The sequence below is a fragment of the Anaerobacillus sp. QJM3NY_32 genome (genome assembly GCF_056173645.1).
In genome coordinates this window covers 2,456,978-2,478,524 of the sequence record NZ_CM149684.1, presented here as the reverse complement: position 1 = coordinate 2,478,524, position 21,547 = coordinate 2,456,978, and the positions used below count along the sequence as shown (strand labels likewise).

The window sequence follows — 21,547 nt, the reverse complement described above, 5'->3', positions numbered from 1 at the left end:
CAATGTCAACAACTGTACCTGATCAACGCGGTAGATATGGAAGATACGGCGGTAAATATGTTCCGGAAACAGCGATGTATGCGTTAGAAGAATTAGAACAATCGCTAAACGAAGCAATGGCAGACGAACAATTTATGACGAGTTTTCATCAGGAACTGAAAAAATATTCAGGTCGACCAACGCCGATTACACATGCAGAAAACTTGTCAAAAAGACTTGGCGGGGCACAAATTTATTTGAAGCGTGAAGATCTTAACCATACAGGGGCACATAAATTAAATAATGCAATTGGACAGGCTCTTCTTGCCGTTCGTATGGGGAAAGAAAAAATTGTTGCTGAAACAGGTGCTGGCCAGCATGGTGTTGCAGCTGCAACTGTAGCCGCTCGATTTGGATTAGAATGTAAAGTGTTTATGGGAGAAGAGGATATTAGACGTCAGGAATTGAATGTGTTCAGAATGAAGCTTCTCGGTGCTGAAGTTGTCCCAGTCTCTTCTGGTAGCAAAACATTAAAAGATGCGACGAATGAAGCGATTCGGTACTGGGTAGCAAATGTGGAAGATACGTTCTATTTAATTGGTTCTGTAGTTGGCCCGCATCCTTACCCGAAAATGGTAAGGGATTTCCAGCGCGTGATCGGTGATGAATCACGCGAACAAATGGAAGTATTACCCGATAAGGTAATCGCTTGTGTTGGAGGTGGTAGTAATGCAATGGGCATGTTCTATCCATTTCTTAAAGATGATGTTCGCTTGATTGGCGTAGAAGCTGCCGGTAAGGGAATTCATACTGGAGAACACGCCGCAACGCTCTCTGAAGGTCGTCTCGGTGTTATTCATGGCTCAATTACTTACTTATTGCAAAACGAAACGGGACAAATTCAAGAGCCACATTCAATTTCTGCCGGACTCGATTATCCTGGAATTGGACCTGAGCATGCCTATTTAAATGAAACGGGTCGCGTGACATATACAGGAATTACTGATAATGAAGCACTTGATGCATTAAAAGTTCTATCTGAAGAGGAAGGTATCATTCCGGCGATTGAAAGTGCTCATGCGCTATCTGAAGCAATTAAGCAAGCGCCAGACATGAACGAAAATGAAGTTATTCTTGTATGCCTCTCAGGAAGAGGAGATAAGGATGTGCACACGATAATGGAACATCTTGGAGGTGACGTTAATGAATAAACGATTTGAGAAACATGTAGATGGACGAAACGATCTATTCATACCTTTTGTTGTAGCTGGTGATCCAACAGAAGAAACGACTATTAATTTAGCATTGATGCTTCAAGAAGAAGGAGCTAATGCAATTGAACTCGGTATTCCATATTCTGATCCTCTAGCAGATGGTCCAGTGATTCAGCGTGCGTCACTACGTGCATTAGAACACGGAATGAGCCTTGAGAAAGCGATGGGTCTCGTGAAACAAATGCGAGAAAAAGGACTTGAAATTCCAGTTGTGATATTTACTTATTACAATCTTTTGTTACAATTAGGAGAAGAACGCTTCTTCGCTTTAGTGCGAGAAAATGATATTGACGGACTATTAGTTCCAGATCTTCCTTTTGAAGAAAGTGAAGAGTGGAGAGAAAGTTGCAATGCTAATGAGACTGCGCTGATTTCTCTTGTTGCGCCAACAACTTCAGATAAAAGACTGCAGGCCATTTCGAAAGAAGCTACTGGATTTCTTTATTGCGTCTCGTCACTCGGTGTTACGGGAACGAGGACTGACTTTCATTCCTCAGTCTTTACATTTCTCGATCGAGTGAAAGAGCATAGTATGATTCCAGTTGCGGTTGGCTTTGGAGTCTCGGCTCCTGAACAAGTTGAAAAGCTAAAAGAGCACTGTGATGGCGTTATTGTTGGTAGTGCGATTATTCGTCAAGTTGAGGAACAAGTGGAAGTGTTGAAGAAAGAAGCATCCCAGAAAGAAGGGATAGATCAAATTCGGGCATATGTACGAAATTTGATTTCTCCATATGGGAAAGTGAAAATCCATTCGTGAGGTGCAGGCATGATTCCAAAAAGACAAATGAAAGGGTTAACCCCTTACAAGCCAGGTAAGCCAATTGAGGAAGTAAAAAAAGAGCTTGGTCTCAAACAAGTAATTAAACTCGCTTCAAACGAGAATCCATATGGTTCCTCCCAAACAGTGAAAGAAGCCATTGAAAAGGAACTGTCGCAATTACACATTTATCCAGATGGCTATGCAGCTTCTCTTCGGACTGAGGTAGCAAAGCATCTTAATGTAAATGAAGATCAGCTTGTTTTCGGTAATGGATCAGACGAAGTCGTTCAAATCCTTTGCAGAACTTATCTTGAAAAAGGAACTAATACAGTGATGGCTACACCAACTTTTCCGCAATATCGCCATAACGCAGTTATTGAAGATGCAGAAATTCGTGAGGTTCCACTGACTGAAGGAAAGCATCAACTAGAAGAGATGCTAAAAGCCATTGATGAGAATACGCGCATCATTTGGGTGTGTTCACCAAATAACCCTACAGGAGAGCATATTCCAGAAGAAGAACTATTTTCATTTTTGAAAAAGGTTCCAGATCACGTTCTAGTTGTCATGGATGAGGCTTACAAAGAATATGTTACTGCGAAGAATTTTCCTGATACGCTATCAGCGCTCTCAGAGTATAAAAACCTTGTAGTTTTACGAACGTTTTCTAAAGCATATGGGATTGCTGCTCTTCGCGTCGGTTATGGAGTAGCTAACCCGGAAGTAATCGCCTCAATTGAACCTTCACGAGAGCCGTTTAACACTTCACGTGTGGCGCAAGCTGCGGCAATTGCTGCTCTCAAGGATCAGCAGTTTATTGATATGTGTCGAATAGAAAATGAAAAAGGCAGAGAGCTTTATTATGCTTTTTGTGAGCAATACGATTTATCCATTTATCCTTCTCAAGGGAACTTTGTATTAATTGATTTTGGTATACCTGCAGACGAAGTGTTTGAATACTTGATGAAACAAGGATACATCGTCCGTTCTGGTTCTGCGCTTGGTTTTCCAACTTCAGCTAGAATAACAGTTGGATCAGAGGAGCAAAACAAAGAAATCATTAGCTGTCTTTCTCAATTTCTTGATGAAAAGAGAAAGGAACAGTCATGAGTAAACATGTTGCGGTTATTGGCCTTGGATTAATAGGAGGGTCAATTGCTCTAGCCATAAAAGCAGGGCATCACGATGCTGTCATTACGGGGTATGATGTAAACCAGAATCAGTTGGATCTAGCTATGGCACTTCGGGTTGTAGATCAAACGGCTTCTTCGCTTGAAGAAGCCGTTCAAACCGCTGATTTTATTATGATTGCTGCCCCGGTTGTTCAAACAGAACAAATTTTAGAACAATTAGCCAAAATCAATTTGAAGAGCAATGTGATTATTTCTGACGTGGGTAGCACGAAGCATTCGATTGTAACTCATGCTAAAAAAATCTTAAGTCCTTCCGTTACCTTTATCGGTGGTCACCCAATGGCTGGTTCTCACAAAACCGGCGTAACAGCAGCAAAATCACATTTGTTTGAGAATGCTTTTTATATTTTGACACCTGATGAATCGGTCAACAAATCAAAATTAGATGCTCTAATAGCATTACTAAGTTCAACTAATGCTACATTTGTTGAATTAGACGCTGAAGAGCACGATTATTTAGTAGGATTAATTAGTCATTTCCCTCACATATTAGCAGCAAGTCTGGTTAACTTTGTTAGTGATCGAAATAATAATCAGAGCTATAATGTAGCGAGGTTTGCGGCAGGAGGGTTTCGGGATATTACCCGTATAGCATCAGCTAGTCCTGTGATGTGGCGTGATATTCTTCTAAGAAACAAATCTGTCTTACTGCAGATGACTGAAGACTTGAAGCTCGAGTTAGATCGAATTCAAGGTTATATTAAAAAAGAAGACGGAGATCGTATTTACGATTACTTCTCAGACGCTAAGGACTTTCGAGATGGGTTACCTGTTCGATCTAGAGGAGCTATCCCTGCTTTTTATGATTTGTTTCTCGACGTTCAAGACCAGCCTGGTGTCATCGCTAGCGTTACACAAAAACTTGCAACTGAAGAAATTTCAATAACAAATATTCGAATCATCGAGACACGAGAAGATATTATGGGTGTTCTTAGAGTGAGTTTTCGCTCAGAAAAAGACCGTGACAATGCAAAAGTGGTCCTTGATCATGACTTCGATACGTATGTAGATGATAAATAAGGAGTAAGTGACTATGGAAACGATTGTGCAAGCACAAAGTCTTAAAGGAACAGTTACAATTCCTGGAGATAAATCAATTTCTCATCGTGCCATTATGTTTGGTTCCATTGCAAAAGGTACAACTCGAATTACAAATTTTCTTCCTGGGGCAGATTGTTTAAGTACGATTTCTTGCTTTAAACAAATGGGTGTTCAGATTGAACAAGACGGAGCTTCAGTAGTGGTAGAAGGGAAAGGTATCGAAGGTCTTCGTGAGCCATCAGAGCTTCTCGACGTAGGGAATTCTGGAACGACCTTTCGTTTAATGATGGGCTTACTCGCTGGAAGACCATTTCATTCTGTATTAGCTGGAGATGAGTCAATTGCAAAGCGACCAATGAATCGCGTAACAGTTCCATTAAGCCAAATGGGTGCAGCAATTGATGGGAGAGAGAATGGCACGTTTGCTCCGATAGCGATTAGAGGCGGTAATCTTAGTGGTATTACATATGATTCACCTGTAGCGAGTGCCCAAGTGAAATCAGGTATTCTTCTTGCGGGTCTTCAAGCTGATGGCGTTACAACGGTTACAGAAACTCATCGTTCACGAAACCACACTGAAAATATGTTAGAAAGTTTTGGTGTCAAAGTGAAGAGAGACGGTTTATCTGTCAGCGTTGAAGGGGGACAGCATCTAACCGCTACAAATGTAGAAGTACCAGGTGATATCTCCTCAGCTGCATTTTTCCTAGTAGCAGGAGCAATCGTTCCTAATAGCACCTTAACCCTATTAAACGTAGGGATTAACGAGACAAGATCAGGTATATTAGATGTTCTTGAACAGATGGGAGCTTCTTTGTCCATTAAAAACAAGCGGGTTGTGAATCAGGAAGAAGTGGCTGATTTAACAATTAGTACTAGCGATCTTTCGGGAACAACGATCGAAGGGGAGATGATCCCTAGATTGATTGATGAGCTTCCAGTTATTGCTTTACTTGCTACGCAGGCTAATGGAAAAACGGTTATTCGAAATGCGGAAGAATTAAAAGTAAAAGAAACAAACCGTATCGATGCAGTCGTTGAAGCATTACAAACGTTGGGAGCATCTGTAACAGGAACACCAGATGGAATGGTTATAGAAGGCCCTACAAGCCTCCATGGTGGACAGGTTTCAAGTTTAGGTGATCACCGTATTGGAATGATGCTTGCAGTCGCAGGTTGCATTACAGAGGGGTCTGTCCAGCTTGAATTACCTGAAGCAATCAAAGTTTCATATCCTGATTTCTTTGAACATTTGAAACAACTAAGAGCAGGTTCCTAGGAACCTGCTTTTTTATGTGACAACACCTCCCATCTTTTGGCGCACAAAGTCTCCAGCGCTAGTCGGCTCTAAGCGGGCGCTTACGCTATTCGGTGTCCAGCTTCAGCGCCCAGAGCCTCGAGACGCTTCGCCTTTCACTCTGAACACAAAGGGCGTGTTCAGAGTGAAAGTTTCCAGCGCTAGTCGGCTCTAAACGGGCGCTTACGCTTTTTGGATAAAAACCGAAATTTTCTAAAGAATCTGTTGATTTTCTGGAATACCCTGTTATACTAAGAATAGTAATGGTTTCTCTCCACTCCTATCCATATTTATTTTGTCCCTGTGTTTTGAAAGCGCTAACAAAGGCTTTCGGCACAGGGAATTTTTTTCATTGGTGCTTTTATAACATAAACAAGTTCTTTAAAACATAGCCTGTCATAAACAAAATGGCAGGGGGGCGCTTGTTTGAAACGTCTTTATGAAAATGCATCTATAGATGGCACTGATTATAAGTTGGTTGCGGATGAATTGTTATCTTATAAGACGAAGGTTGGAAAGCTTAATAAAGGAGTCCGTTGCAACTTGAACGGTTTTTCAATGATGGCTGGGAAAGTTTATCTTTCAGAAATAAACAATAGAGAACCAGAGAGTGGATTTATCGAATTAATGAGAGAATACATGTTACAAGGCGTCACTTCGATTCTAGCGTTAACCGAAATAAAACATGCTTATACATTTGAAGAAGAGATCAGTCGTTCGTTATCATACCTAGTGAATTCTCCTATTGACTATGCTCTTGGTTTACGAATGGACAGCACAAAAGTGACTCCAGATGTTATTAGGAAGTGTGCACGTTACCAGGTTCCGTTCATTGTAATTGATTTTAAACGTGAGGAAGAATGGAAAGAATTCGTATCTGAATGGATCGTTCAAGCGAATTTTCCTTATCATGCCATGCTTGTGCCTTTGTTTTCATTTATCGAAACGTGGAATTCTGATGCTATAGAACTTAAGCTTCCACAATTGCTTGATGAAGCGGTACTCAAAGGGCTAGACGCATTCCACTATCCTGAATTATTGAGAAGGAGACAGCTTCCTAAACCAATATTAATGCGAATTGGTTTTTATCCTCAAAAAGGTGGAATCCTTACAGGAACGGATTTTGATTTTAATCTCTATCGAACGAATTCAGGCAATCAAGTTGAAGATGAACTATTTCTTGATTATGATGGAAGAGACCCAATCATTTCAGGACTTCGTGGTGAATTACTGAAAGTGAATCATCATGTTTTCCTAAAACCAGGATATGGTCAACATTTGAAAATTCACAGACCATCGTTTTTTACTGCGAGTCATCGAAATAAAAAAAGTAGTGTTAGAAGGAGTTTTGGAACGTGGAGCGTCTTAAGCAGGCTGTCTCATTAATTGAGTCGGGGAACTTTGAAAAAGGTTTAACAGAATTGAAAGAAGTACGAAAAGATGCAGATCATGAAACATTATATGATCTGTCAAACATTTACTATAGTCTTGGACTGATTGAAGATTCTAGAGATGTAGTAGAGGAACTGTTAATACACTATCCAAATGAAGGAGAATTACTTGTACAGGCAGCTGAATGCTATGTTGATCTTGAACAAGAGCAGGAGGCTATTGCCGCATTAAATAAAATAGATGAAAGTGATGCTGCTTATCCGCCGGCGCTTCTCTTGCTTGCGGATCTATATCAAACAGAAGGCTTGGAAGAGGTTGCGGAACAAAAATTAATGGAAGCAAAGCGTCTTTCACCTGATGAGCCAATCATTGATTTTGGACTAGGTGAGTTTTATCTCACTCAAGGGCATCATTTAAAAGCTGTACCTTACTATGAATCAGTACTCGGAACTAAGGGAGAGCTTGCGAATGAGAACATTGAACTGAGGTTAGCTGAAGCCCTAAGTGGAAGCGGACAATTTGAAGAGGCGCTTACTTACTATGAGAAAGGCCTTGAGAATGCTCGCGAAATTAATGCACTCTTTGGATATGCTTTCACAGCGTTACAAATAAGTGAATACCGTAAAGCCATTAACGCATTTAACGAACTGAAGGAAGTTGATCCACAATACAGCACGCTTTATCCATACCTCGCAAAAGCCTATGAAGAAGAGGGCGCTACTAGTGAAGCAATTCAAGTACTAGCAGACGGAATAAAGGTGGATGAATTTAACGAAGAGCTCTATTTGCAAGCGAGCAGGTTAAGTTATAAAACTCATGATAACGCAAGCGGTGAACAGTACTTACGCGAATTACTAGCTATTAATCCAACGCACATTGAAGCAGCGAAGACGCTTGCAACGTATCTTAGAACAGAAGAAAGATATGAAGACATCCTTGATCTACTACGTAATATTGAAGAAGGAGATCAAAGCGATCCTTACTTAGATTGGTCTGCTGCAACTGCTTATGCGCAGGTAGAAGAGTATAAAGATGCCATAAAACGTTATGAAAACGCATATACTTATTTCAGAAACGATCCGATCTTTTTAGAAGAGTATGGAGGATTTTTGTTTGAAGAGGGTCGGCGTGAAGAAGCTGTTAATGCATTTAAGCTAGCTTTGGAGTTGGACCCAACGCTCGTTCATCTTGAGGAAGAAGTACTGCGCTTTGAAGAAGAAACATTTAAAGAGGAGTAAGGCGAAGAAGGAAATTTATGTTCAATGACGAATTGTTAAATTAGGAAAATCTCAGGGAGGAATCGCTATGAGCAGCTCCGTTTCTGTCGTTGAAAAGAAAGACTTTCTGAAATGGTTTTTGAAGAAATACCAGGTGAAGAAACGTGAATGTGTCTGGCTGTTAAATTATTTAATAAGCGATGAAGTGCTCATGGGTAACGTACATTTTGTTGAGAATGCTGAGTTTTGTCCAAAGGCGCTTGTGATCTCAACTCATTGTGTAGAAAATGCTCCATTCCGTTTTTATAAGCACAACATCATCACGACTGACCCTGAAAAATCATTTCATGACATTCGTCTGAATCAGGACGAGCCTATCTACATTCAATTGAATTTCAAGAGTAAAAACGTTTCTCCACACTATGTGGCTGTTCTGGAGGAAAATCCATTTTTACCAGAAAATATGGCAGCGGATAAAAAGTATTCATTTATGGCTGAAATGGTTCTTGATGAGTCGTTTACACGGTTCAAGAAAGAATCGATTTTGAAGCAGATTGATGAAGCACTGGATCGCAATGATGAAATGGCGTTCAAAAATTTAAGCAAGCAATTAAGTAATTTATAACCCTTGATTTTTCAAGGGTTTTTTTATTTTGGTGGCTATCGTTATGAGCATATACTTGGAACGTGCGTTCGAGAATACTCCTTCATCGATGATCTTACAGATGGTATACTAAGAAAGAAATGAATGTCGCTAGTCGAATTCGTTTTGAGTTAACCGACTCACAGTCAAGAGAGGAGAAGACGTGTTGATCCGAAGTTTAGAGTGGAATGATATCGCTCTTGTAGAAGAAATGCCGACTGGAATTGAAGATGACTATGTCGTCCGGATTATTAAAAGGTTGATTAAAGAAGAGAAGATGGTCGGCTATTTTGAAGCAGGGAAATTAATCGGCATAGCGGGGATGACGCTCTATGAAGATGAAGCTGCCGTTCTAGGTAGATTGCGAACTCATATTGACTATCGTGGTAAAGGTGTTGCTTCAGCATTAATGAACTTCCTACGTAAAGAAGCACATAACAATTCAAATGTGAAATGGATCGGGTATGCGACAGAAGAGTATAATATAGCAGGTAATCGCTTAGCACCTCACTTACATATGAACCTTGAGGCAGTTATAGTCTCATCGCGTATAAGTCCTCATTCTGTTTCTGGTGACATCGTGACGTCACCTTTTCAAAAAGTGACCGGAACAGAAAAGAAAGGTCTAATAGAAAAAGAATGGGGAAATAATAGTCATTCTTTTTTCCCGTATTCAATCTATTATCCACTTCCCTTCGTTCCTTCTCTATCGTCTTCTTACATTGATAGCACTGAGATCTTTCTAAATGAATATGGAAGCTTTATGATGACGAAGGAGGAGAAGGGAGCTTCTTATTTGCATGTGAAAGTATTTAATGAAACGGTCCTTTATAGTAAAGAAATGTGGGAGATTGCAAGCAACTGTGCAAGCGAGGAAGCGAGAACGATTTGGATTGATTTACCAATGAAAGAAGCGAAGTGGCTAGAAATGAAGTCCCACCAAACCATTTGGCACTTATATGGACAGAAAAGGAGTTATCAAAATGAAATGGACAGAAGCTGATATCGCTCTATTTGAAAAAGAAAAAGAATATGTAGATACTGCTGTGCTTCCGCTTGTCCCGATATCGATGACGAGTAGCATAAAAACAACTGTATCGATGGGAGAATATATAAACATAATAGCAAGTGAGCTTGAAAGACAGTTAAAAGGGCGTCTATTATTATTACCTTCCTTTACTTATTTGACTTCTGAGGAATCATTATCAAAAGTAGAACGTCTAAAAAAAGTAGAACAAGAGTTATTCGAAGGTGGAATTAAGCACATTGTTACCCTAACAGCCGATGTTGAATGGAAGCAACTTGAAGATCAGTTAGATAGTGCTATGCTATGGATGCCAGCGATCCCTCTAGAGCATATGGATGAACAATATAAAATGGAAACGGTATCAGCGCAAGTGAAACAAGTTTTACAATTTGTAACAAATACGTGGCAAAGTAATATAAATAGTTAGTTTGTGGCATGCTAAAGACCAATCCGAATATTGACAGAGCAAGAGTGACTACGCTATCATAGGAATGTCCTAGTTATATGTATGTACTATTTATGTCCGGCTGGACTGACTTCATAGGATAGGGGGGAAACCAATGGCGAAGAAGAAGGAAGTAACAAGACGCCAATTTCTAAACTACAGCCTGACTGGTGTCGGCGGTTTTATGGCAGCAGGAATGCTAATGCCGATGGTTCGTTTTGCAATTGATCCATTATTAAAAGAAGGTGCCAAGCAGGATTTTGTTCCTGTAATGGACACAAGTGAGATTACGAACAAACCTGTTCGTAAAGAATTCAAAATTGACCAGGTAGACGGTTGGTATGAATCTGAGGTCACTCAATCCGCATGGGTTTACAAAGATGAAAAAGACGAAATCGTCGCACTTTCACCTGTTTGTAAACACTTAGGGTGTACGGTGGACTGGGCTTCAAACGCAGCATATCCAGATCAGTTTTATTGTCCGTGCCACGGTGGCCGTTACACAAAAGATGGTGTGAATGTAAAAGGAACACCACCTCTTGCGCCGCTTGATGTTTACAACAAGAAAGTTGAAGATGGAAAACTTTACCTCGGAAAACCTGAACCACGTTAGGGGGCGTAATCTATGTTAAATAAAATCTATGATTGGGTAGATGAACGCTTAGATATTACGCCAATGTGGCGCGATATTGCAGATCACGAAGTGCCAGAGCACGTTAACCCTGCTCATCACTTTTCGGCGTTTGTTTATTGTTTCGGCGGTTTAACGTTTTTTATTACCGTTATTCAAATTCTATCCGGGATGTTCCTTACGATGTATTATGTACCTGACATTGTGAATGCCTGGGAGTCTGTCTACTATCTTCAAAACGAAGTAGCATTCGGACAAATTGTAAGAGGAATGCACCATTGGGGAGCCAGTCTCGTTATCGTTATGATGTTTCTACATACCCTTCGCGTGTTCTTTACCGGCTCTTACAAAAAACCTCGTGAATTAAACTGGGTTGTAGGTGTATTGATTTTCTTCGTTATGCTTGGTCTAGGGTTTACAGGATATCTTTTACCATGGGATATGAAAGCGCTATTCGCAACGAAGGTTGGTCTTGAAATTGCAGTGACTATACCAGTGGTTGGAGAATGGGCAAAAACTCTTCTTGCAGGTGGAGAAATTATCGGAGCTCAAACGCTCGCTCGTTTCTTTGCGATTCATGTATTCTTCTTGCCAGCTGCACTTCTTGGATTGCTAGGTGCTCACTTTATCATGATTCGTAAACAGGGTATTTCTGGCCCGCTATAAGATGTAATCTCAGAACTTATAATGATCATTTCGACACAATTTTTTATACGAAGGAGGGGGACAGATGCATCGCGGAAAAGGAATGAAGTTTGTTGGCGATTCGCGTATTCCTGCGCAGAGAAAGCCTAACATTCCAAAAGATTATTCAGAGTACCCCGGCAAAACAGAAGCGTTTTGGCCGAACTTCTTATTAAAAGAGTGGATGGTAGGTGCTGTATTTCTAGTTGGGTATCTAGCACTAACAATTGCCCATCCATCTCCACTCGAGCGTGTAGCGGATCCGACAGATGCGACCTATACGCCGCTTCCTGACTGGTACTTTCTCTTCTTATACCAGCTCTTGAAGTACAAATTTGCCGCCGGTGACTATACGCTTGTAGGTACAGTTGTTATGCCAGGCCTTGCATTTGGTGCACTTCTTCTTGCTCCATGGCTTGACCGCGGTCCAGAAAGAAGACCAGCTAAGCGTCCTGTTGCGACAGCGCTTATGTTACTTGGTCTTATTTCAACGGTATACTTGACGTGGGAATCAGTTGTAACTCATGACTGGGAAAAAGCAGCAAAGCAAGGGGAAATTGTTGAAGCTGAAGTTGACAAAGAATCAGAAGGTTACGCCATTTATTCTGGACAATCCTGTATTGGTTGTCATGGGGACAGCCTTCAAGGTGGTTCAGGTCCATCTCTTCTTGAAACACAGCAAACCAAAGAGTCGATTATGGACATTGCTGTGAACGGGATCGGCGGAATGCCAGCGAATGCTTTTAAAGGTTCTGATGAAGAACGTGAGAAGCTAGCTGAATTTATTGTCGAAACGGCAGAAGCAAATAAATAAGATGAAAAGCTGACTGTTACAGTCAGCTTTTTCTCATTTAAATTGCTTATGCACTTCAATCGATGAAAGATATTGAAAAGGAGATGCCTATGATTTCTCAATTTTTATACCTGCTAAAATCAAGACCTTTTCTTTTACTTCTGTTGATCATTAACATTCCGGGTACCATATACGGCTATTACTGGTATGGATGGCAGTTAGCAGAAACAAAGCCTATCTTTTTACTATTTGTTCCGGATAGTCCTACAGCGAGTCTGTTTTTCTGTTTTGTTTTACTGGCCTTTCTCTTCGGTAAAAATTGGCCACTGATGGAAAGTCTAGCTGCCGTGACTTTATTCAAGTATGGGATTTGGGCGGTCATTATGAATGCTCTAGTGATGGTTGTGACAGGACAGCTATCTCCTATCGCAATTATGCTCATCTTATCTCATCTTGGAATGGCGATAGAAGGATTGCTTTTTACTCCTTTCTACAGAATTAAGTTGTGGCATCTCGTGCTAGTGGCGATATGGACATTACATAATGATGTGATCGATTATGTTTTCGGTCAAATGCCAAGTTATTCAATATTAAGTGAGTATACACCGCTTATTGGATATTTTACATTCTGGCTGTCGATCTTTTCTCTAGCTCTTGTCTATTTCTTATCTGTTCGAAAAGGACGCTATCAGCTTTCTATCTAAGATGGTCTACTCTTGTCCATTTCTTCATACATTGAAGTAGGAAGAAGGAGGGACAGGGAATGGGTAGACGATGGCTCCTTGTAGTGTTGCTTTTGACGCTTCCCGTCAATGTACATGCTTCGGAAACAGATACGAAACAAGTCTGGAATGATATAGCAGCAAATGCGTTGGAATTTGGCAAACAAGAGAAGTTTGACCGTGCTAAAACGATGCTTGATGAATTTTCTAATGCTTTTCCAGGTGATCAGTCTGGTGAACTTTCGACTACTGAATTAAGAGTGATCCTCAATACACATGACCGTGCACTAAAGGCAGTGACAGCTATGGATAAAGCAGTTGATCAAAGAATTCAGTCCTTAACGGAATTTCGTCTGGCTGTTGATGCGCTAGTAGCTGAAGATCAGCCAATGTGGAAACAGACGGATGACCAAATTCTCCCGCTTATTACCGAAATGTCCACCGCTATTGAACACGGAGACGTAGACGTCTACAATGCGAGTAAGGATCGTTTTATTGGAACGTACAGTGTAATACGCCCAGCGATGGCAATTGATCTCTCGCCTGAAACTCAGCAACGACTTGATTCGCATATTGCATTTATTGAGCGATATGGGTCTGATCGTAATTCAGAATTATCGGGTCAATTGCAAACCATGAAAGATGATTACAAACGAGCTTACCATCCTTCTTCATCTGAGGAATCTTCCCTTTTATGGTTAATTGTTTCAATTGGAGGTATTATCATCGCGACACTGATTTATGTGACCTATCGAAAATACAGAGGCGAAAAAGAAGGCTTAAAAAGGAAACAAGCCGATTAAATTTGAAGATCTTGTGAACCTGAAACAGTGTGATTGACTTTCTAGTGGGATTTGACTAAAATTGACGTTAATAACAGTTTAGAAAGCAATTACACATATGATGGAGGAATGGAAATGGCTGGTTTTCTAGTCTATTTTGCGCTTTTGTTGATCATTCCACTCTGGGCTCAGAGTAGAGTGAAGAGCGCATACAAAAAATACTCAAAAGTTCCAAACTCGTCTGGGATGACTGGTGCTCAAGTGGCAAGAAAAATTCTCGATGAAAATGGGTTATATTCTGTAGGGGTTGAAGAAGTGCGCGGGCAACTTTCGGATCATTATGATCCTCGCTCAAAAACAGTAAGACTATCATCAGGTAATTTTCATGGTCAATCAGTGGCGGGAGCAGCGATCGCTGCACACGAGGTAGGACACGCGATTCAAGATGAGCAGAACTATGCACCGCTTCGTTTCCGTCATACGCTTGTTCCTGTGGCGAATATTGGTTCAAACTTTAGCTATTTCATCATTCTCGCTGGTATTTTGATGGCATCGCAAAACTTTATTTTACTTGGGATCGTCTTTATGAGTGCAGCTGTGTTGTTCCAATTGGTAACACTTCCAGTTGAATTTAATGCTTCAAATCGAGCAATGGAACAAGTTGTATCAACAGGCGTTATTCGAAATGATGAAGAAAGAGAAACGAAAAAAGTATTGAATGCAGCGGCTTTAACATATGTTGCAGCAGCAGTAGTTGCTCTATTAGAATTACTCCGCTTTGTGTTCATCTTTATAGGAATGAACGAAGATTAAATAAAAAAATCTCGCCCTTTATGGGGCGAGATTTTTTTATTGGTCGATGGGATTTTTGTTTTCATCTAGGGTGAAGCCTTCACCTAAAACATCTTGAACATCGTTAACGGCTACAAAAGCATGTGGATCAACCTGTCGAATGATATTTTTCAAACGTACAATTTCATTTCGAGCAACAACGCAATAAAGAACTTCTTTTTGAAGACCGGAAAAGCTGCCTTTTCCATTCAATACGGTCGCTCCCCGATCCATCTGCTTCATAATATTGTCAGCGATTTCTTTATTATTCTCAGATATGATCATGGTCGCTTTCGCAGAATATGCCCCTTGTTGGATAAAGTCAATGACTCTAGCAGCTACAAATACCGCTAATAATGTATACATCGCTTCTTTATAGTTTAAATAAACAAGTGATAAAGCTATAACGCAAAAGTCGAAAATAAACATCGTTCTACCCATGCTCCAGCCAATGTATTTAGAACCGAGCTGCGCGATGATGTCCACCCCACCGGTTGTTCCTCCATAACGAAAGATAATGCCAAGACCAACCCCTACAAACACTCCTGCAAACAATGCTGCAAGAGTTAAATCGTCTTGAAGTGGGATGGATAGAGCGGAATATCGCTGAAAAATCCATAGAAACACAGATAAGGAAACGGTTCCAATAATCGTATAAATAAATGCCTTTCGACCAAGCAACTTCCATCCAACTAGAAATAATGGAATGTTAAGAACTAGATTACTAATCGCAGGATCAATTTGAAATAGAAAGTATAGCAAAAGGGTAATGCCAGTAAAGCCACCTTCCGCTAAATTATTTTCCATATTGAAATGCACAAGGCCAAATGCAAAGATTGCAGACCCAAGTAAGATGAACAATACATTTTTTCCACGTATGCCTTCCATAATAACCACTCCTATCCCTCCAGTAGAGCCAACAGAATTCATTATAATCAAATACTGAGCAGACAGCAATTTGAATCTGTTATACTCACTTTAGGTTTGATAAGAATATGTTGTTAGATTTTACGAATTTGGTGTTAAAGATCTGACGAGGTGAAGATTTGATAAAGAAAAAACTTGTGAAACATTTGTCAAATGCCTATCTTTTAGCTAACATAAGAAATGATGTGAAAGGTGGTTTGACAGATGGCTAATAGATCGATTAGTGAGATGCAAAAAGAGGTAGATCAATACATAAGTCAGTTTAAAGAGGGGTATTTTACTCCCCTTGCGATGCTAGCAAGAATGACCGAAGAACTTGGTGAGCTTGCACGTGAAATTAATCATTACCATGGTGAAAAACCGAAAAAAAATACAGAGGAAGAGCGTACCATTGAAAATGAAATGGGAGATCTCCTCTTTGTACTAACCTGCTTTGCAAATTCGTTAGATATAGATCTTGATGAAGCATTTGGAAAAGTGATGACTAAATTTAACACGAGAGACAAAGATCGATGGACGAGAATTGAAGAGGAGAGTGAATAGGCATGCAAGAAGTGAAAATCGTAATCGCAGGACCAAGAGGAAACATGGGGAGCGAAGCAGTGAAGTTGGTAGATCGTACAGGTCATTTTACTCTTACTGCAGTTATTGACAGCAAACAAACAGGGCAAACGGTAGCGGATATCGAAGGACTTCCGTCGCTAGATGCTCCTGTGTATACGGATCTTGACAAGTGCTTGTCAGAAGTAGAATGTGATGTATTAATTGATCTAACAACGCCTGAATATGGAAAAAAACATATGGAGATTGCTTTTAATCATGGCGTCCGTCCTGTCATTGGGACAACAGGTTTTTCTAATGATGATGTTGAAGAATTATCCAAAATAGCTGAACAAAAAGAATTAGGAGCCATTATTGCTCCAAACTTCGCTATCGGTGCAGTTCTTATGATGAAGTTTGCTTCTATGGCAGCTAAATATTTTGATGACGTTGAGATTATCGAGCAACACCATGATCGTAAGCTTGATGCTCCATCAGGAACTGCTGTCAAAACAGCGAAAATGATCTCAGAAGTAAGAGATGCAAAGAAACAGGGGCATGAAGATGAGCGTGAGGATTTAGAAGGTGCGCGTGGTGCAGATTATGAAGGAATGAGAATTCATAGCGTACGCTTACCGGGACTTGTTGCTCATCAGGAAGTTTTATTTGGTGGAGAAGGACAAACGTTGAAAATTCGTCATGACTCAATGAATCGAGCTTCCTTTATGCCAGGTGTGCAGTTAGCTGTTGAAACGGTTTTGAAAATTGATCAGCTTGTCTATGGTCTTGAAAATATTATGGAGTAGGGGATGACCTTATGAAAATCGCTTTAATCGCGCACGATAAGAAAAAGGATGATCTTGTTCGTTTTACTCTTGCGTATAAAATGATTCTAGATCCACACGAACTTTTTGCAACTGGTACAACTGGTAAGCGAATTATTGATGAAACGGGATTAGACGTGCACCGGTATCAATCAGGACCTCTTGGTGGAGATCAGCAGATTGGCGCTATGATTGCAGAAAACGATATGGATGCAGTGATTTTCTTTCGAGATCCCCTCACAGCACAGCCTCATGAGCCTGATATAACTGCTCTTATTAGGCTTTGTGATGTATACGATATCCCGCTAGCAACAAATATGGGCAGTGCAGAGATTCTTGTACATGCCCTTGCTAGGGGAGAATTGGATTGGAGAGAAATTGTACATGGAAGAAATAACACTTGATATACTTGCGTTCGGAGCTCATGCTGATGACGTTGAGATTGGAATGGCTGGAACATTAAAGAAACTTGCCGACGAAGGTAAACAGACGGGGATTTGTGATTTAACCGAGGCAGACCTATCATCTAATGGGACCGTGTTTATACGGCACCATGAAGCAAGGAATGCGGCAGAAATCTTATCTGTTAAAACGAGGGTGAATATGAAGTTTCCTGACCGTGGATTGACGATCTCTGATGATAAAGTTTCTTCCCTTGTTAAATTAATACGCCGCACAAAACCTAAGGCTATTTTTGTTCCATATCCAGAAGACCGCCATCCTGATCATGAACATGCTGCTCGTTTAGTTGAAGAAGCGGTTTTTTCAGCTGGAATCCGAAAATACAATCCTGAATTAGGATCTGCTCATAAAGTAAGTCAGGTCTATTATTATTTTATTAATGGATTTCACCGCCCTCAGTTTACAATTAATATTTCACATCAAATAGAAGCAAAGAAACAGTCTCTAGAAGCCTATGAAAGTCAATTCGTTCTAAGTAACGGAAGCGTCTCAACTCCACTAACGAATGGCTACGTTGAGAAAGTAATCAATCGTGAATACTTATATGGCAAAGAATCTGGAGTAGATTATGCGGAAGGGTTTATCGCAAAGAATCTGTTATGTATGGAAGAATTTCCGTTAGGAGAAAGCAAATGACACTTAAAATTGGTATTACCTGTTATCCAACTGTCGGGGGTTCTGGAGTGATCGCAACTGAGCTTGGTAAAATGCTTGCTGAAAAAGGGCATGAAGTCCATTTTATTACGAGTAGCGTTCCTTTCCGTTTGGATACGTTCCACCCGAATATTTATTTTCATGAAGTTGAAGTAAATCAATACGCGGTTTTCCGTTATCCTCCGTATGATTTAACCCTTGCAAGTAAAATGGCAGAGGTTATTCAAAGAGAAAACCTTGATCTGCTTCATGTACATTATGCTGTTCCGCATGCGGTCTGTGCTTTTCTTGCTAAAGAAATGGTGGGAGGAGACATAAAAATTGTGACAACGCTCCATGGTACGGATATTACCGTGCTTGGCTATGATCCTTCCTTAACACAATTGATTCGATTTGGGATTGAAAAATCTGATCGAGTTACAGCTGTGTCAGATGATCTCGTTGAACAAACGCATCGGCTCCTTGAAACAGATAAAGAGATCGATACAGTGTATAACTTTGTTGATGAAAGGATTTATTATCCAAAAGAGCCTGCCGATTTAAGGAAAACATACAGTATTTCGGAAGAGGAGAAAGTGATTGTTCATATTTCAAACTTTAGAGCAGTGAAACGTGTACCGGATGTCATTAAGGTGTTCCATCGTATTCAAAATGACATGCCAGCGAAGCTGCTACTCATAGGAGACGGTCCTGAAATTCAAGTTGCCTGTAAACTCGTTAATGAACTTGGTTTGAAAGATAAAGTGAAATTTCTTGGTAAACAAGAAAATGTCGCTGAAATTCTTTCAATTTGTGATTTGAAATTATTGCTTTCTTCGAAAGAAAGCTTTGGGCTTGTTGCACTTGAAGCGATGGCTTGTGGAGTTCCAGCCATTGGTACGAACATTGGGGGAATCCCAGAAGTGATCGAACATGATGTGAACGGTTTTATTGCAGAAGTCGGTGATATAGATATGATTTCTTCTTACGCAAAGCAGTTGCTATCGGACGACGCTCTGCATGAAAGAATGAGTACGGCAGCTGTAAAAGCTGTTGAAACGAGATTTGCTTCACAACGGATTCTAGAACAATATGAAGCCATTTATTATAAAACACTTCAAGGGGCATTGACTTGATTGACCTAAAAGGCGAGGCTTACAACACATGTATGGAAGTGCTTCACATCCTAACTGAAGATGGATTTGAAGCCTACATTGTTGGAGGAGCTGTGAGAGATGCTTTACTAGGTATACCTGTTGCTGATTTTGATATTGCTTCGTCTGCTAAACCGGAAGAAGTAATGAGGCTATTCAATAAAGTTGTACCTACTGGGATTGATCATGGCACCGTGACAGTCATCTATAAGGAGTTATCTTTTGAAGTGACAACGTTCCGCTCTGAAAAAGGTTATCGGGATTTTAGACATCCATCAGCAGTATCATTTCTTGGAACGATTGAAGATGACCTAGGACGGCGAGATTTTACTATAAATAGCATGGCTCTTTCAATAAAGGGGGATGTGATTGATTTATACGATGGTCTAGATGATTTGAAGCGTCGCCTTTTACGCACTGTAGGAGATCCCGCTGAGCGTTTTCAAGAGGATGCTCTACGTATGGTAAGAGCGCTTCGGTTTCAAAGTGTCCTGGACTTTTCGTTGGATAAAGAAACGGAAGAAGCGTTAATACTGAACGCGCCTCTCCTTAAGCGTGTGGCGATTGAAAGAATTCAAATTGAGATAAGCAAATTGTTGTACGGAAAGGCTGTTCATTCAGCCATCAATCAGCTTGTTCAAGCACGTTTGCACCAAATTTTACCAGGACTCCAAAACTTAGAGAAATGGCTTGAAGAGACAAGGTACCTGCACTATCTGGCTTCGGAAGAAGAGAGATGGGCTTTTCTTGCGCGGACTACAGATGATCCCGTTCGATTTCTTAAAGAATGGCGCTTACCAAATCGGATCGTTAAAAAGGTCGAATTTCTATTAAGGAATGTCGATCTTGTTAAAAGAGAGGGCTGGAGCAGGTGGCGCATATACGAAGCTATACCCGAAGTAAGGTCATGCGAACGGCTTTTATCCGTTTTTGAAAAGCGCACACCAAATCTTTTAGAAGTGGATCGAATCGCTTCAGAACTAGTGATAACATCAGCCGAAATGCTCGTTGTGACTGGAGAAGAATTGATTAAATGGAAGGGTACAAAGCCCGGGCCATGGGTTGGAGAAGCTCTTAAACAAATTGAGCATGCTGTAATAACAGAAGAGATAAAGAATGAGAAATTCAGCATTAAAAGGTGGCTTGAACAGTGGCAGACTCAATAAGGCAGCGCCTGCTGCAAATGCTTGAAGAACATGCAGAATCATATGTTTCTGGTCAAATGATCAGCGAAACGCTTAATGTATCTAGAACAGCCATTTGGAAACATGTATCTGAACTTCGTAAAAACGGATATGAGGTTGAGGCTGTTCAGAAAAAAGGTTATCGAATTGTTTCTAGACCAGATATGTTAAGTAAAGAAGAAATCAGCTTAAAGTTAACAACAGATTTTCTTGGCAAAACCATTTACACCTATCCTACTGTCGAATCGACCCAGTTTATTGCGCATGACTATGCGCATAAAGGGACAGCAGACGGTACGATCATTGTTGCAGATGAGCAAACAGCGGGAAAAGGAAGACTTGGACGTTCGTGGCATTCTCCACCTGGGAGTGGTATTTGGACAAGCATTATACTTCGTCCAAAATTACCGCCTCAAAGGGCCCCTCAATTCACTCTTATCGCAGCTGTTAGTGTTGTCCATGCCATCCGTAAACAAACAGGGCTTGAAGCAGAAATTAAATGGCCAAATGATATTCTCATAGATGGAAAAAAAGTAGTTGGAATCCTAACGGAACTTCAAGCAGAAGCTGATCAAATTAAATCAATTATTATTGGAATGGGTATTAACGTCAATGCCACAAAAGAAGATTTTCCAGAAGATTTAACGACAGCTACCTCCCTTAGGATTGAATTAGGAAAAGAAATAAAGCGCTCAGTGTTATTAGCTGCTATCTTAAATGAACTTGAAACGCTCTATGAAGAGTACTTAAATAACGGTTTTAGAATGATCAAGCTACTTTGGGAAAGTTATGCCGTCAGTCTTGGTCGAAGAATTAAGGCGAGAACTCTGAATGGTGTGATTGAAGGTCTTGCGAAAGGAATAACAGAAGAAGGGGTACTCCTTTTGGAAGATGAAAGTGGTAAGATGCATTACATTTATTCAGCAGATATCGAAATTTGTTAACTATAGCTGATGATTTCTGCTATACTAACAGATGTAAGGGTGGTATCCGGATGGAGCCGCACCAATCGTAACTTCAAAAAAATAATCTGCCTTGATCCATATGGACTGGGACAGAGGGATGAGACCGATACAGTAACCTCCTGAAGATGGAGCGTTGCAGCTAGTCTA

The 21,547-nt window shown here is 40.5% G+C and carries 24 protein-coding genes; 23 read left to right on the top strand and 1 reads right to left on the bottom strand.

What is annotated here, in order from left to right; genetic code table 11:
• Positions 1–2: 2 nt before the first annotated feature.
• The 16 genes from trpB to AC0VYH_RS12925 all read left to right on the top strand — a co-directional run bounded on the left by trpB (position 3) and on the right by AC0VYH_RS12925 (position 14,693).
• On the top strand, positions 3–1,190 hold the full coding sequence (gene trpB, locus AC0VYH_RS13000) for a tryptophan synthase subunit beta (protein WP_475372613.1): 1,188 nt from the start codon (positions 3–5) through the stop codon (positions 1,188–1,190).
• The gene (gene trpA / locus AC0VYH_RS12995) at positions 1,183–2,010 is read left to right on the top strand and encodes a tryptophan synthase subunit alpha (RefSeq protein WP_194221919.1); all 828 of its coding nucleotides are present in this window, start codon (positions 1,183–1,185) and stop codon (positions 2,008–2,010) included. The genes trpB and trpA overlap by 8 nt, the downstream gene beginning before the upstream one ends.
• A gap of 9 nt (positions 2,011–2,019) precedes the next feature.
• Complete coding sequence (hisC, locus tag AC0VYH_RS12990; RefSeq protein ID WP_430243070.1) at positions 2,020–3,123, top strand: histidinol-phosphate transaminase; 1,104 nt, start codon at positions 2,020–2,022, stop codon at positions 3,121–3,123.
• A complete protein-coding gene (locus AC0VYH_RS12985; protein ID WP_430243068.1) occupies positions 3,120–4,226 on the top strand; it encodes a prephenate dehydrogenase in 1,107 nt (368 codons plus the stop codon). The genes hisC and AC0VYH_RS12985 overlap by 4 nt, the downstream gene beginning before the upstream one ends.
• Positions 4,227–4,239: 13 nt before the next feature.
• A complete protein-coding gene (gene aroA / locus AC0VYH_RS12980) occupies positions 4,240–5,526 on the top strand; it encodes a 3-phosphoshikimate 1-carboxyvinyltransferase (protein WP_475365376.1) in 1,287 nt (428 codons plus the stop codon).
• A gap of 444 nt (positions 5,527–5,970) precedes the next feature.
• Positions 5,971–6,930, top strand: a complete 960-nt coding sequence (locus tag AC0VYH_RS12975; protein ID WP_475365375.1) for a hypothetical protein — start codon at positions 5,971–5,973, stop codon at positions 6,928–6,930.
• On the top strand, positions 6,900–8,174 hold the full coding sequence (locus AC0VYH_RS12970; protein ID WP_303530994.1) for a tetratricopeptide repeat protein: 1,275 nt from the start codon (positions 6,900–6,902) through the stop codon (positions 8,172–8,174). Before AC0VYH_RS12975 ends, AC0VYH_RS12970 begins: the two co-directional genes overlap by 31 nt.
• A 67-nt stretch (positions 8,175–8,241) precedes the next feature.
• Complete coding sequence (locus AC0VYH_RS12965; protein ID WP_194221913.1) at positions 8,242–8,778, top strand: ReoY family proteolytic degradation factor; 537 nt, start codon at positions 8,242–8,244, stop codon at positions 8,776–8,778.
• 184 nt (positions 8,779–8,962) lie between these two features.
• Positions 8,963–9,799 carry a GNAT family N-acetyltransferase gene (locus tag AC0VYH_RS12960; protein ID WP_475365374.1) on the top strand — a complete coding sequence of 279 codons (837 nt, stop codon included), beginning with the start codon at positions 8,963–8,965 and terminating at the stop codon, positions 9,797–9,799.
• Complete coding sequence (locus tag AC0VYH_RS12955) at positions 9,780–10,250, top strand: YpiF family protein (RefSeq protein WP_430243061.1); 471 nt, start codon at positions 9,780–9,782, stop codon at positions 10,248–10,250. The genes AC0VYH_RS12960 and AC0VYH_RS12955 overlap by 20 nt, the downstream gene beginning before the upstream one ends.
• Before the next feature lie 133 nt (positions 10,251–10,383).
• On the top strand, positions 10,384–10,881 hold the full coding sequence (locus tag AC0VYH_RS12950) for a ubiquinol-cytochrome c reductase iron-sulfur subunit (RefSeq protein WP_194221910.1): 498 nt from the start codon (positions 10,384–10,386) through the stop codon (positions 10,879–10,881).
• A 12-nt stretch (positions 10,882–10,893) separates the two neighbouring features.
• Entirely contained in the window at positions 10,894–11,565 is a 672-nt protein-coding gene (qcrB, locus tag AC0VYH_RS12945) for a menaquinol-cytochrome c reductase cytochrome b subunit (RefSeq protein WP_194221909.1), read from the top strand.
• 64 nt (positions 11,566–11,629) lie between these two features.
• Positions 11,630–12,397 carry a menaquinol-cytochrome c reductase cytochrome b/c subunit gene (locus tag AC0VYH_RS12940; protein WP_194221908.1) on the top strand — a complete coding sequence of 256 codons (768 nt, stop codon included), beginning with the start codon at positions 11,630–11,632 and terminating at the stop codon, positions 12,395–12,397.
• A gap of 89 nt (positions 12,398–12,486) precedes the next feature.
• A complete protein-coding gene (lhaT, locus tag AC0VYH_RS12935; protein WP_475365373.1) occupies positions 12,487–13,080 on the top strand; it encodes a lipoprotein heptaprenylglyceryl N-acetyltransferase LhaT in 594 nt (197 codons plus the stop codon).
• Between the two features lie 59 nt (positions 13,081–13,139).
• Positions 13,140–13,901 (top strand): sporulation protein YpjB, encoded by a 762-nt coding sequence (locus tag AC0VYH_RS12930; protein ID WP_475372612.1) that lies wholly within the window; start codon positions 13,140–13,142, stop codon positions 13,899–13,901.
• Between the two features lie 114 nt (positions 13,902–14,015).
• Positions 14,016–14,693, top strand: coding sequence for a zinc metallopeptidase (locus AC0VYH_RS12925; RefSeq protein WP_475372611.1), 678 nt, complete (start codon positions 14,016–14,018; stop codon positions 14,691–14,693).
• Positions 14,694–14,729: 36 nt separating this feature from the next.
• Here the strand turns inward: AC0VYH_RS12925 and AC0VYH_RS12920 are convergent, their stop codons facing one another.
• Positions 14,730–15,599, bottom strand: coding sequence for a YitT family protein (locus AC0VYH_RS12920; RefSeq protein ID WP_475367490.1), 870 nt, complete (start codon positions 15,597–15,599; stop codon positions 14,730–14,732).
• A 243-nt stretch (positions 15,600–15,842) separates the two neighbouring features.
• On the opposite strand from AC0VYH_RS12920, the gene AC0VYH_RS12915 reads away from it, so the two are divergent.
• From AC0VYH_RS12915 to AC0VYH_RS12885, 7 genes are read left to right on the top strand one after another with little or no spacing between them, the layout of a single operon-like run.
• Positions 15,843–16,181 carry a nucleotide pyrophosphohydrolase gene (locus AC0VYH_RS12915; RefSeq protein WP_194221903.1) on the top strand — a complete coding sequence of 113 codons (339 nt, stop codon included), beginning with the start codon at positions 15,843–15,845 and terminating at the stop codon, positions 16,179–16,181.
• A 2-nt stretch (positions 16,182–16,183) separates the two neighbouring features.
• On the top strand, positions 16,184–16,984 hold the full coding sequence (dapB, locus tag AC0VYH_RS12910) for a 4-hydroxy-tetrahydrodipicolinate reductase (RefSeq protein WP_475365370.1): 801 nt from the start codon (positions 16,184–16,186) through the stop codon (positions 16,982–16,984).
• A gap of 11 nt (positions 16,985–16,995) precedes the next feature.
• The gene (gene mgsA / locus AC0VYH_RS12905) at positions 16,996–17,406 is read left to right on the top strand and encodes a methylglyoxal synthase (RefSeq protein ID WP_194221901.1); all 411 of its coding nucleotides are present in this window, start codon (positions 16,996–16,998) and stop codon (positions 17,404–17,406) included.
• Positions 17,387–18,100, top strand: coding sequence for a bacillithiol biosynthesis deacetylase BshB1 (gene bshB1, locus AC0VYH_RS12900; protein ID WP_475365369.1), 714 nt, complete (start codon positions 17,387–17,389; stop codon positions 18,098–18,100). The genes mgsA and bshB1 overlap by 20 nt, the downstream gene beginning before the upstream one ends.
• A complete protein-coding gene (bshA, locus tag AC0VYH_RS12895; protein ID WP_475367674.1) occupies positions 18,097–19,233 on the top strand; it encodes an N-acetyl-alpha-D-glucosaminyl L-malate synthase BshA in 1,137 nt (378 codons plus the stop codon). The genes bshB1 and bshA overlap by 4 nt, the downstream gene beginning before the upstream one ends.
• Entirely contained in the window at positions 19,230–20,417 is a 1,188-nt protein-coding gene (locus AC0VYH_RS12890) for a CCA tRNA nucleotidyltransferase (protein WP_430243049.1), read from the top strand. The genes bshA and AC0VYH_RS12890 overlap by 4 nt, the downstream gene beginning before the upstream one ends.
• A complete protein-coding gene (locus AC0VYH_RS12885) occupies positions 20,402–21,379 on the top strand; it encodes a biotin--[acetyl-CoA-carboxylase] ligase (protein WP_283154068.1) in 978 nt (325 codons plus the stop codon). The genes AC0VYH_RS12890 and AC0VYH_RS12885 overlap by 16 nt, the downstream gene beginning before the upstream one ends.
• Positions 21,380–21,547 lie beyond the last annotated feature (168 nt).

Bases quoted from the DNA above. Each gene is read 5' to 3' on its own strand.
- qcrB (WP_194221909.1), top strand. From the start codon at position 10,894: ATGTTAAATAAAATCTATGATTGGGTAGATGAACGCTTAGATATTACG.
- dapB (WP_475365370.1), top strand. From the start codon at position 16,184: ATGCAAGAAGTGAAAATCGTAATCGCAGGACCAAGAGGAAACATGGGG.
- bshA (WP_475367674.1), top strand. From the start codon at position 18,097: ATGACACTTAAAATTGGTATTACCTGTTATCCAACTGTCGGGGGTTCT.
- AC0VYH_RS12955 (WP_430243061.1), top strand. From the start codon at position 9,780: ATGAAATGGACAGAAGCTGATATCGCTCTATTTGAAAAAGAAAAAGAA.
- trpB (WP_475372613.1), top strand. From the start codon at position 3: ATGTCAACAACTGTACCTGATCAACGCGGTAGATATGGAAGATACGGC.
- trpA (WP_194221919.1), top strand. From the start codon at position 1,183: ATGAATAAACGATTTGAGAAACATGTAGATGGACGAAACGATCTATTC.
- bshB1 (WP_475365369.1), top strand. From the start codon at position 17,387: ATGGAAGAAATAACACTTGATATACTTGCGTTCGGAGCTCATGCTGAT.
- AC0VYH_RS12950 (WP_194221910.1), top strand. From the start codon at position 10,384: ATGGCGAAGAAGAAGGAAGTAACAAGACGCCAATTTCTAAACTACAGC.
- AC0VYH_RS12985 (WP_430243068.1), top strand. From the start codon at position 3,120: ATGAGTAAACATGTTGCGGTTATTGGCCTTGGATTAATAGGAGGGTCA.
- AC0VYH_RS12940 (WP_194221908.1), top strand. From the start codon at position 11,630: ATGCATCGCGGAAAAGGAATGAAGTTTGTTGGCGATTCGCGTATTCCT.
- AC0VYH_RS12930 (WP_475372612.1), top strand. From the start codon at position 13,140: ATGGGTAGACGATGGCTCCTTGTAGTGTTGCTTTTGACGCTTCCCGTC.
- AC0VYH_RS12925 (WP_475372611.1), top strand. From the start codon at position 14,016: ATGGCTGGTTTTCTAGTCTATTTTGCGCTTTTGTTGATCATTCCACTC.
- AC0VYH_RS12965 (WP_194221913.1), top strand. From the start codon at position 8,242: ATGAGCAGCTCCGTTTCTGTCGTTGAAAAGAAAGACTTTCTGAAATGG.
- lhaT (WP_475365373.1), top strand. From the start codon at position 12,487: ATGATTTCTCAATTTTTATACCTGCTAAAATCAAGACCTTTTCTTTTA.
- mgsA (WP_194221901.1), top strand. From the start codon at position 16,996: ATGAAAATCGCTTTAATCGCGCACGATAAGAAAAAGGATGATCTTGTT.
- hisC (WP_430243070.1), top strand. From the start codon at position 2,020: ATGATTCCAAAAAGACAAATGAAAGGGTTAACCCCTTACAAGCCAGGT.
- aroA (WP_475365376.1), top strand. From the start codon at position 4,240: ATGGAAACGATTGTGCAAGCACAAAGTCTTAAAGGAACAGTTACAATT.
- AC0VYH_RS12920 (WP_475367490.1), bottom strand. From the start codon at position 15,599: ATGGAAGGCATACGTGGAAAAAATGTATTGTTCATCTTACTTGGGTCT.
- AC0VYH_RS12915 (WP_194221903.1), top strand. From the start codon at position 15,843: ATGGCTAATAGATCGATTAGTGAGATGCAAAAAGAGGTAGATCAATAC.